Genomic DNA, 9,426 nt, shown 5'->3' on the forward strand with positions numbered 1-9,426 from the left:
GATAACGAGTCTTTGGATAGTGCTCTGAGAAGATTTAAGAGACAGTGCGCACGCGCTGGCGTTCTCAACGAAGTTCGTAAAAGAGAGCATTATGAGAAGCCGTCTGTAAAACGCAAAAAGAAATCCGAAGCTGCTCGCAAACGCAAATTCAGATAATCTGTCTGTTTTTGCATCGCCGACTTCCGGCTGCGGATGCTGTCTCTGTTGATGAGGCAGAGTTGATGAGAATAAAAGCGAGCCGTTTGGCTCGCTTTTTCTTATCTGTATGATTTTATTTTGTAATTCGGGGAAGGAGAGGTTCCACATCAGAAAAGCAATGCTTTATCCCGATGCCATGGCGGATCGGGTCTACCGCATCACGCCGCAGTTGCTGCAAAGCTGGGGAGTGAAGGGATTGGTGCTGGACATCGACAACACCCTGACCACCCATGACAATCCCGTTCCCGATCAGGGCGTCACTGCGTGGCTGGAACAAAACCGCCAGGCTGGCATCCAGATGATCGTTCTTTCCAACAACAGTCCCGAACGGGTCAAACCGTTTGCGGAGATTCTGGGACTGGATTTTATCGCAGACGGTGCAAAGCCGCTCAAAAAGGGCTACCGGCGCTGCTCTGAGGCGATGAATATTCCCTGCGAGCAGCTGTGCATGGTCGGCGACCAGATCTTCACCGATATTCTCGGCGGCAACAATGCCGGATGCAAAACGGTGCTGGTGCAGCCGATCCAGAAGGAGAAGATGGCATTTTTCCGTTTTAAAAGAGCGATGGAGCGATTGGTACTGCGGATCTGTCCGAAAAAGAGAGCGGACAGCATCCTGCATCTGAGTTAGGAGGGAGCACATGGGAGCCAAATTTGGTCCGGCAGGCAATTCGGAAAGTTTTGCCGCTATGGGCTACAAAAAGACCATCCAGGTGCCGGAATACATTGTCCACATGGGACTGGATGCGTATGAATACCAGTGCGGCCGCGGCGTGCGCATCAGCACCGAGGCGGCACAGGCATTTGGACAAAAGGCGAAGGAAGCGGGAGTCACGCTGTCGCTGCACTCCCCGTACTACATCTCGCTTTCCAGTCTGGAGGAGGAAAAGCGCACCGGCAGCATCGACTACATCCTGCAAAGCGCGCGGGCAGCCGATGCGATGGGAGCGCAGCGGGTGGTCGTACACTCCGGCTCCTGCGCAAAGCTCAGCCGCACCGATGCGCTCGAACTTGCCAAGGACACGCTGCGCAGAGCTTTGCAGGCGATGGACGAGGAAGGGCTGGGACACATCCACCTGTGCCCTGAAACGATGGGCAAGCTCAACCAGCTGGGCGACCTTCAGGAGGTGCTGGAGCTGTGCCAGCTGGATGAACGGCTGATTCCGTGCATCGACTTTGGACATCTCAACGCCCGCACCTTTGGAACGCTCAACGACCCGCAGGCGGTCCGCGCTGTCTTTGAACAGATGGAGGACAAGCTGGGAATCTCCCGACTGCGGCAGTTCCATTCCCATTTTTCCAAGATTGAGTACACCCTCAAGGGCGGCGAAAAGTGTCACCTGACCTTTGCGGACACCGAGTACGGTCCATCGTTTGAGCCGGTGGCTGAGATGATCGTGCGCAAGGGATGCAGTCCGACCATCATCTGTGAGTCGGCGGGAACCCAGGCAGAGGATGCTGCCGCGATGAAGCGGATGTACCAGCAGGCCAAAGAAAAGGAGCAGATTGTATGAAAAAAATTCTTGTACTGCATGGACCAAACATCAATCTGACCGGAATCCGCGAGCCGGATACCTACGGCCGGATGACGCTGGAGGATATTAACCAATATATCCTCGGTCGAGCACATCAGCTGGGACTGGAATGTGACATCTTTCAGTCCAACCATGAGGGTGCGCTGATCGACAAGATCCACGAGGCACTGAATGGCTATGACGGCATCGTCATCAATGCCGGCGCCTACACCCATTACAGCTATGCGATCCGCGATGCCATCTCCTCGGTCAAAAAGCCGTGTGTCGAGGTGCATATGTCCAACATCCATGCCCGCGAGCCGTTCCGCCACGAGTCGGTCATCGCACCGGTGTGTGTCGGTCAGATCTGTGGCTTTGGCTGGCGCAGCTACCTGCTTGGCGTGGAGGCAGTGGAGGCTCTTTTATAGAAAAACTGTAAAAGTTTGTCCCGATATTAGAAAACACTTGAAAAAAGTTCGTTTTTAAGATAAAATGGTACTATCGAAGTTTGAGAGAAATTTTTTTGAAAAACTTCCGTTCGGGAGCCGCTTGTGAGCAAGCATAGCAGCGGTGTACCATTTACAGACCGGATTCTTTTTGAAAAAGGTTTGGTCACCGATTCCTCCTTGCATGTCACAGCAGAGCAACATCCGGGGAATCACAAAAATTTATACCTGCGCCCAAAAGCGCAGACAATAATGGAGGATATTTATGATTACAGCAGGCGATTTCAGAAATGGCGTAACATTTGATATGGACGGCAACGTTTTCCAGATCATCGAGTTCCAGCACGTAAAACCAGGTAAAGGTGCTGCATTTGTCAGAACCAAAATCAGAAACGTTATCTCCGGTGCGGTTGTAGAGAAAACCTTCAACCCAACCGATAAATTCCCAACCGCTTTCATCGAGAGAAAAGATATGGAATATCTGTACAACGATGGCGATCTGTACTACTTCATGGATCAGGAATCCTACGAGACAGTTCCGATCGACAGAAGCAAACTGGGCGATGCATTCAAGTTTGTAAAAGAGAACATGGTTGTTAAGATCCTGTCCTACAAAGGCTCCATCTTCGGCTGTGAGGCTCCAAACTTTGTTGAGCTGCTGGTAACTCAGACCGAGCCAGGTGTCAGAGGCGATACCGCTACCAACGTTACCAAACCAGCAGTTCTGGAAACCGGCGCAGAAATCCGTGTACCGATCTTCATCAACGAGGGCGAAATGATCCGTGTTGATACCCGTACCGGCGAGTACATGGAGCGTGCATAATCACTTTCTGCACCACCAATCTTAACGTAAGGCACAAACCTTCATCATATCTAATTTAAGGGGGATTTCAAAATGACTTTAACAGAAAAAGTAGCATACCTCAAAGGCCTTGTAGAAGGAATCGGCGTTGATGAAACTACAAATCAGGGCAAGATCATGAAAGCTGTTCTGGACGTGCTCGACGATATGGCTTTCACTGTATCCGATCTGGAAGACAGCACTTCTGAGCTGTACGAAGAACTGGAAGCAGTTGATGAGGACCTCAGCTCCCTTGAAGATGAGTTCTATGGCGACGATGACGACGATGAGTGCGATTGCTGCGACGACGATGACGATTGCTGCTGCGACGAGGACGTTTACGAAGTAAAATGCCCAAACTGCAACGAAGAAATCTGCATCGACAGCACCGTTCTTGATAAAGGCGAAATCGAATGCCCAAATTGCGGCGAAACTCTGACCTTCGAGTTTGACGAAGAAGACGAGTGTGGCTGCGGCTGCGGCGATTGCGACTGCGATTGCTAAAAGAAGAAATAAGAAGCGGCAGGAATTTTCCTGCCGCTTTTTTATGTAGTTTGATGTATAAATTTGTATTGAAATTTAAAAAGGAAAAACAATTTCATTTACAAACGTCAGCTAAAATGCTTGACCGCAGAAACTGCAATTTTATCGCAAAGAACAAAGCTAGTGGCAATATTTTGTCCCAGTGCGATTTTTTAAACAAAAAATAAATAGAAGTGTAGAATTTTTTTGGTCAGATAGAAGAAGAGATTGTGATTAGACAAACGAAATTGTTTGTGCGGACAATTGACCTTGTACCCAACAGCCACAATGTTAATAAAATGCCAAACTCAGAAACGAAAAAAATCACTTTTTTTGTACAAAACCGCAGAAAGGAATGTTGAAAAATTTTTAACTTTGCGGTAAACTATAGATTGTTAGATATTGTTAGGAGGTAGACTGTGAATTCAAAGGTTGCAAAGCTCGCGCTGGTAGCGGTCGCGGTTGTTGGGCTGGTGGTTGTCGTCATTCTTGGACGCAATCGTGCACAGCAAAACAGGATGTCGGTTTCTACCAGCTTTATCATGGACACCGTGATTGAACAAAAGCTTTTTGGCGCACAGTCCCAGCAGGCTGTGGAAGAGATTGAGCAGCGACTGAGAGAATATGAGCAGCAGTTTTCGATGTATGTATCGGACAGCCAGATCAGCAATATCAATCAAAACGCCGGCAAGCAGTATACTGAGGTTTCGGCGGAGTGCCTGGAGCTGTTGGAGCGCGCAATCTATTTTTGTGAGCAGTCGAACGGACTGTTTGATGTCACCATTGCGCCGCTGACCAGCCTTTGGGACATTACAGGAGAGAATCCGCACGTTCCAGCACAGTCCGAGATTGATGCGGCGCGTCAGCTGGTGGACTATCGCGACATCCTCATCGACGGCAACCGTGTGATGCTGCGCCGCGAGGGACAGTCGCTCGATTTGGGCGCCGTAGCCAAAGGCGCCGCCTGCGACATCGTCCGCGAAATGGCGGAGGAGTACGAGATTCAGGCCGGCTATGTTTCGATCGGCGGCAACTTGATTGTATTGGGCAAAACGCCCGATGGACAGGATTACCGCTTCGGTGTGCGCGACCCGCAGGGAGATGCCTCGGAATATCTGGGAACGCTCACCCTCAATGGAATGACCATGGCGACGACCGGCGCCTATGAGCGATACTTTGAAGAGGATGGTGTGCGCTACCATCATGTGCTTGACCCGCGCACCGGCTATCCGGCGGACAGTGACCTGCTGTCGGTGTCGGTGATTTCGGAGGATGGACTGCTGGCGGACTGCCTGTCCACCAGCCTGTTTATCGAGGGAAAGGATGCTGTGCTTGCCAAGATGAATGAATCGGACTACCAGCTGATCGCGGTGGATACCGAGGGCAACGTCTATTACTCCTCGTCGCTTGCACAGAACTTTACACCGAACACACAGAATGCGCACGAATACCGCTATGTTGCGGTGGAGGAAGGCGGGGGAGAAGGATGAAGCATATCGCATCCAGAGTCAGCCTGATGGGACTGCTGTTTGCGCTGTCGATGGCCTTTTCCTATCTGGAGAGCATGATCGTCATACCAGGAATGCTCCCAGGCATCCGACTGGGACTGTCCAATCTGGTTACCATGTATGGCGTTTTCTTTTTGGGCAGACGCACCGGTTACACCCTTGCGGTGATGAAATCGGTGTTTGTGCTGTTGACCCGCGGGTTTGTCGCCGGCATGCTCAGTCTGTCGGGCGGCCTCGTTTCGGTCACTGCGATTATTCTGGTCGACTGGCTCACCCGTTATTCACTGCACTACATCACACTCAGCGTCATTGGCGCCGTGATGCACAATATCGGTCAGCTGATTCTGGCAAGATTCCTGACCAGTGTTTTCCTATATTATTACATCCCTGTGCTGCTGATTTCCGGCTTAGTGGTCGGCGCAGTGACAGGCAAACTGTTTGGTTGGATAATACCCTATCTTCCACAGCGTTACCGCAGCAGTCTGCGGCAGCGAGGGGAGAGGTAAGGGATTATTATAAAGATACACAGTGCAGGATGCTGCGCTGATATCATCTGTCTGGAAGGATTCAGGCAATTTATAGAAATGGGGGCTAAAATCGTGTCTAACAATGGTAAGAAGACATTGCCAGGCGTGCATGTGCCGCACCACAAGAACACCAACGACAGTGTTCCACAGGTCATGCCGGTGCCGGACAAGGTGTATATTTCCCTGCATATGCACATGGGAGCACCTTGTGATCCACTGGTCAAAAAAGGGGATTATGTGAAGGTAGGACAGCTCATCGGTTCCTCGCAGGCATTCATGAGTGCGCGGACCCACTCGAGTGTCTCCGGTACTGTCGAGGCGATCACCACCATGACCACCAGCATCGGTGCTGTCGATCAGGTGGTTGTCATCGCGACCGATGGCAAACAGGAGGTTTCCGAGGAGGTAAAACCACCGGTTGTCACCAACTATCAGGAGTTTTTGGAAGCGCTCAAATGCTCCGGTCTGGTTGGTCTGGGCGGCGCAGGTTTCCCAGCACATGTCAAATTTAATCTGAAGGATCTGAATGCGGTAGACACCCTGGTTATCAATGCGGCAGAGTGTGAACCGTACATCACCACCGACCTTCGTACCATGCTGGACAAATCGGAGATGCTCTTCAAGGGTATCAAGGCAGTCCAGAAATATATGGAGATCAACAAGGTCTACATCGGCATCGAGGACAACAAACCACAGGCGATCGAAAAGCTCAGACAGGAATGTGCAAACGATCCGACCATCGAGGTTGTTCCGCTCAAGGCCATGTATCCAAAGGGAGCTGAAAAGGTTATCGCCTACGAGACCTGCGGCAAGGTCATCAAGGAAGGACAGCTTCCATATCAGGCCGGCGTCATCATTTCCAACGTCACTTCCATGGCGTTCATCGGCGAGTATCTGACCACCGGTATGCCGCTGATCACCAAGACACTGACCATCGACGGTTCCGCCATCAAGGAGCCAAAGAACGTGGTTGCGCCGATCGGTGCTACCTTCAAGGACATCGTTGATTTCTGCGGCGGCTTTAAAGAGGAGCCGGCGAAACTGCTGATGGGTGGCCCAATGATGGGTACTCCTCTGTATGATGTCAACTACCCACTGGTTAAGAACAACAACGCACTGCTTGCCTTTGCAAAAGCAGATGTTCCGAAAATCCAGGAAACCGCCTGCATCCGCTGCGGACGCTGTGTTCGTGCCTGCCCAATGGGTCTGATGCCATCCCTGATTGAAACAGCCTTCAAGATGAAGAATATTGACGAGCTCAAAGCTCTGAAGGTCAACCTGTGTATCGAATGTGGCTGCTGTGCTTATGCATGTCCGGCAAAACGTTCGCTGGTTGTTGTCAATAAACTGTCCAAGCGTCTGATCGCTCCAAAAAAATAATCCGAGGTGAATTGCTTTGAGTAACAAATTGATCGTAACCGCTTCGCCGCACATCCATGACAGTGCGACGACCAGCACGATTATGAGGGATGTTCTGATCGGCTTGGCACCGGCAATGGTGGCTGCCGTCATCATCTTTGGTTTCCGCGCACTGCTGCTGACCGCTGTCTGTGCTGCAGCATGTGTTATTTTTGAGTATGCTACCGAGCGCGTGCTGGGAAGAGAGAACACCATCTCCGACCTGAGCGCTGTTGTCACCGGTGTCATCCTTTCGTTCAACCTGCCGGTTCAGCTGCCGCTGTGGATGGCAGTTGTCGGCTGCTTCTTCGCTATCGTCATTGTAAAACAGCTGTTCGGCGGTATCGGCAACAACTTTGCAAACCCAGCCATTGCAGCTCGTATCTTCCTGCTGCTGTCCTTCTCCCAGCCGATGACCAGCTGGCTGAGCGTAGAAAACGGCCATGCAGTTCAGGGTGTCTACGGTGCAACTCCGCTGGCACAGATCGCTGCAGGTGAAACAGATGCACTGCCATCTCTGCTGGAAATGTTCCTGGGTCTGCGCGGCGGCTGTATGGGTGAGACCTGTGCACTGGCGCTGATTATCGGCGGCATCTACCTGATCTGGAGAAAGGTTATCACTCCAACCATTCCGCTTTCCTTCATCGGCGGTGTGCTGGTACTGTCCTTGCTGTTCGGCGTTGATCCGATGTACCAGCTGCTCGGCGGCGGTCTGATGATCGGTGCTTTCTTTATGGCTACCGACTACACCACCTCACCAATCACCGAGAAAGGCAAAATCATCTTCGGCCTGGGCTGTGCACTCATCACCATGGTCATCCGTGTATTCGGCTCCTATCCGGAAGGTGTTTCCTATTCGATCCTGCTGATGAACATCATCACCCCACACATCAACCGCATGGTTCGCAATAAAGCGTTTGGAGGTGTGCAGCAGTAATGAACGCAATGAATGAATTTGTAAAACCAACACTGGTGCTGGCTGTCATCTGTCTGGTCATCACCATGCTGCTTTCGATCAGCCACGAGATCACCCAGCCGATCATCGAGGAAAACGACCGTAAGACCGCAGAAATCGCACGTGCCGAGGTTCTGACCGAGGCAGATTCGTTTGAAGAGGTGACCGGTGAGTTCCCAGAGAATGTACAGGATGTCTATGCCGCAGCAAACGGCGCAGGCTACACCGTCACTGTTACTTCCAAAGGTTATTCCAGCGACCCGCTGAAGGTCATGGTCGGCATCAAAGAGGATGGCACCATCGAGCGCATCAAGATCCTTGCCAACAACGAAACTCCAGGCCTTGGTTCCAAGGTATCCAACGACGACTTTGTCAACCAGTTTGAAGGTATGGATGAGTCGATGGATGGTTTCCAGGCAATCGGCGGCGCGACCATCTCCTCCACCGCAATGAAAAATGCGATCCAGACCGCCTTTGAGGTCTATGAAACTGTGAAAGGAGCGTAGGGAAGATGGAAAAATCGAATCTGCAAATCCTGACCAACGGTATCATCAAGGAAAACCCTGTACTGGTACTGGTACTGGGAACCTGTCCGACACTGGCGGTCACCACCATGGCAAAAAACGGCATCGGTATGGGCCTGGCAGCGACCTTTGTACTGCTCGGTTCCAACATTGTAATCTCCCTGCTGAAAAAAGTCATTCCTGATAAAGTTCGTATCCCTTGCTTTATCGTTGTTATCGCCGGCTTTGTAACCCTGCTCAGCTCGCTGCTGCAGGCATATGTGCCGGATGTTTACAGCTCGCTGGGTATCTTCCTGCCGCTGATCGTTGTAAACTGTATCATCCTCGGCCGTGCCGAAATGTTCGCAAGCAAAAACAGCGTTTTCAAATCTGCACTGGACGGTATCGGTATGGGCATCGGCTTTACCCTGGCTCTGCTGGTCATCGGTTCCATCCGTGAGATCCTCGGTTCCGGCACCTGGTTTGGTATTCCGATCACTGCAAACCTTTTTGAACCAATTTCGATCTTTGTTCTGGCTCCTGGCGGCTTCCTTGTATTCGGCTGTGTTATCGCACTGCTCAACAAGGTTTCCAACGGCAAGGCAGTCAAGAGAAAGAGCTTTGGCTGTGAATCCTGCCCGAATGCAGCAGGCTGTGCCAACGCTGGAAAGGGAGGCTGTGAATAATGGAGTTATTCAAGAATTTAATGTACATCCTTGTCACCTCTATTTTGGTCGACAACTTTGTTTTGTCCAAGTTCCTGGGCTGCTGTCCGTTCCTTGGCGTATCTAAAAAGCTGGATTCGGCAATCGGTATGAGCTCGGCAGTTATCTTCGTTATGCTGATGGCTACCGCAGTTACCTGGCCGATCTTCACCTACCTGCTCGAACCATATGGCCTGGGCTACCTGCAGACCATCGTTTTCATTCTGGTCATTGCAGCACTGGTACAGCTGGTAGAGTTCATCCTCAAAAAATACATGAAGGCGCTCTATCGTGCACTGGGTGTTTATCT

The 9,426-nt window shown here is 51.2% G+C and carries 13 protein-coding genes; all 13 read left to right on the forward strand.

Features of this window, described 5'->3' with window-relative positions; translation table 11 throughout:
• Window positions 1-156: 30S ribosomal protein S21 (gene rpsU, locus Q0L39_RS08935; RefSeq protein WP_296628524.1), on the forward strand; the 156-nt coding region annotated here is incomplete at its 5' end.
• A 160-nt stretch (window positions 157-316) separates the two neighbouring features.
• Complete coding sequence (locus Q0L39_RS08940) at window positions 317-829, forward strand: YqeG family HAD IIIA-type phosphatase (RefSeq protein WP_296628504.1); 513 nt, start codon at window positions 317-319, stop codon at window positions 827-829.
• 10 nt (window positions 830-839) lie between these two features.
• Entirely contained in the window at window positions 840-1,712 is an 873-nt protein-coding gene (locus Q0L39_RS08945; protein WP_296628505.1) for a TIM barrel protein, read from the forward strand.
• A complete protein-coding gene (aroQ, locus tag Q0L39_RS08950) occupies window positions 1,709-2,140 on the forward strand; it encodes a type II 3-dehydroquinate dehydratase (RefSeq protein WP_296628507.1) in 432 nt (143 codons plus the stop codon). Before Q0L39_RS08945 ends, aroQ begins: the two co-directional genes overlap by 4 nt.
• Before the next feature lie 283 nt (window positions 2,141-2,423).
• Entirely contained in the window at window positions 2,424-2,981 is a 558-nt protein-coding gene (efp, locus tag Q0L39_RS08955; RefSeq protein ID WP_296628508.1) for an elongation factor P, read from the forward strand.
• Between the two features lie 72 nt (window positions 2,982-3,053).
• Complete coding sequence (locus Q0L39_RS08960) at window positions 3,054-3,503, forward strand: CD1247 N-terminal domain-containing protein (protein ID WP_296628510.1); 450 nt, start codon at window positions 3,054-3,056, stop codon at window positions 3,501-3,503.
• 437 nt (window positions 3,504-3,940) lie between these two features.
• Window positions 3,941-5,011 (forward strand): FAD:protein FMN transferase, encoded by a 1,071-nt coding sequence (locus tag Q0L39_RS08965; protein WP_296628511.1) that lies wholly within the window; start codon window positions 3,941-3,943, stop codon window positions 5,009-5,011.
• The gene (locus Q0L39_RS08970) at window positions 5,008-5,535 is read left to right on the forward strand and encodes a Gx transporter family protein (protein WP_296628514.1); all 528 of its coding nucleotides are present in this window, start codon (window positions 5,008-5,010) and stop codon (window positions 5,533-5,535) included. The genes Q0L39_RS08965 and Q0L39_RS08970 overlap by 4 nt, the downstream gene beginning before the upstream one ends.
• A 93-nt stretch (window positions 5,536-5,628) precedes the next feature.
• Window positions 5,629-6,936, forward strand: coding sequence for an electron transport complex subunit RsxC (gene rsxC, locus Q0L39_RS08975; protein ID WP_296628516.1), 1,308 nt, complete (start codon window positions 5,629-5,631; stop codon window positions 6,934-6,936).
• A gap of 16 nt (window positions 6,937-6,952) precedes the next feature.
• Entirely contained in the window at window positions 6,953-7,891 is a 939-nt protein-coding gene (locus Q0L39_RS08980; RefSeq protein ID WP_296628517.1) for an RnfABCDGE type electron transport complex subunit D, read from the forward strand.
• Window positions 7,891-8,415, forward strand: coding sequence for an FMN-binding protein (locus Q0L39_RS08985; protein ID WP_296628519.1), 525 nt, complete (start codon window positions 7,891-7,893; stop codon window positions 8,413-8,415). Before Q0L39_RS08980 ends, Q0L39_RS08985 begins: the two co-directional genes overlap by 1 nt.
• Before the next feature lie 5 nt (window positions 8,416-8,420).
• On the forward strand, window positions 8,421-9,098 hold the full coding sequence (locus tag Q0L39_RS08990) for an electron transport complex subunit E (protein ID WP_296628521.1): 678 nt from the start codon (window positions 8,421-8,423) through the stop codon (window positions 9,096-9,098).
• A partial coding sequence (locus Q0L39_RS08995; RefSeq protein WP_296628523.1) for an Rnf-Nqr domain containing protein occupies window positions 9,098-9,426 on the forward strand: 329 nt, incomplete at its 3' end. The genes Q0L39_RS08990 and Q0L39_RS08995, both read left to right, overlap by 1 nt.

This window comes from uncultured Negativibacillus sp. (genome assembly GCF_944388365.1).
Classification (GTDB): Bacteria; Bacillota; Clostridia; order Oscillospirales; family Ruminococcaceae; genus Negativibacillus.

Coding starts and splice junctions, on each gene's coding strand:
- Q0L39_RS08940 (WP_296628504.1), top strand. CDS start 317: ATGCTTTATCCCGATGCCATGGCGGATCGGGTCTACCGCATCACGCCG.
- Q0L39_RS08945 (WP_296628505.1), top strand. CDS start 840: ATGGGAGCCAAATTTGGTCCGGCAGGCAATTCGGAAAGTTTTGCCGCT.
- aroQ (WP_296628507.1), top strand. CDS start 1,709: ATGAAAAAAATTCTTGTACTGCATGGACCAAACATCAATCTGACCGGA.
- efp (WP_296628508.1), top strand. CDS start 2,424: ATGATTACAGCAGGCGATTTCAGAAATGGCGTAACATTTGATATGGAC.
- Q0L39_RS08960 (WP_296628510.1), top strand. CDS start 3,054: ATGACTTTAACAGAAAAAGTAGCATACCTCAAAGGCCTTGTAGAAGGA.
- Q0L39_RS08970 (WP_296628514.1), top strand. CDS start 5,008: ATGAAGCATATCGCATCCAGAGTCAGCCTGATGGGACTGCTGTTTGCG.
- Q0L39_RS08985 (WP_296628519.1), top strand. CDS start 7,891: ATGAACGCAATGAATGAATTTGTAAAACCAACACTGGTGCTGGCTGTC.
- Q0L39_RS08990 (WP_296628521.1), top strand. CDS start 8,421: ATGGAAAAATCGAATCTGCAAATCCTGACCAACGGTATCATCAAGGAA.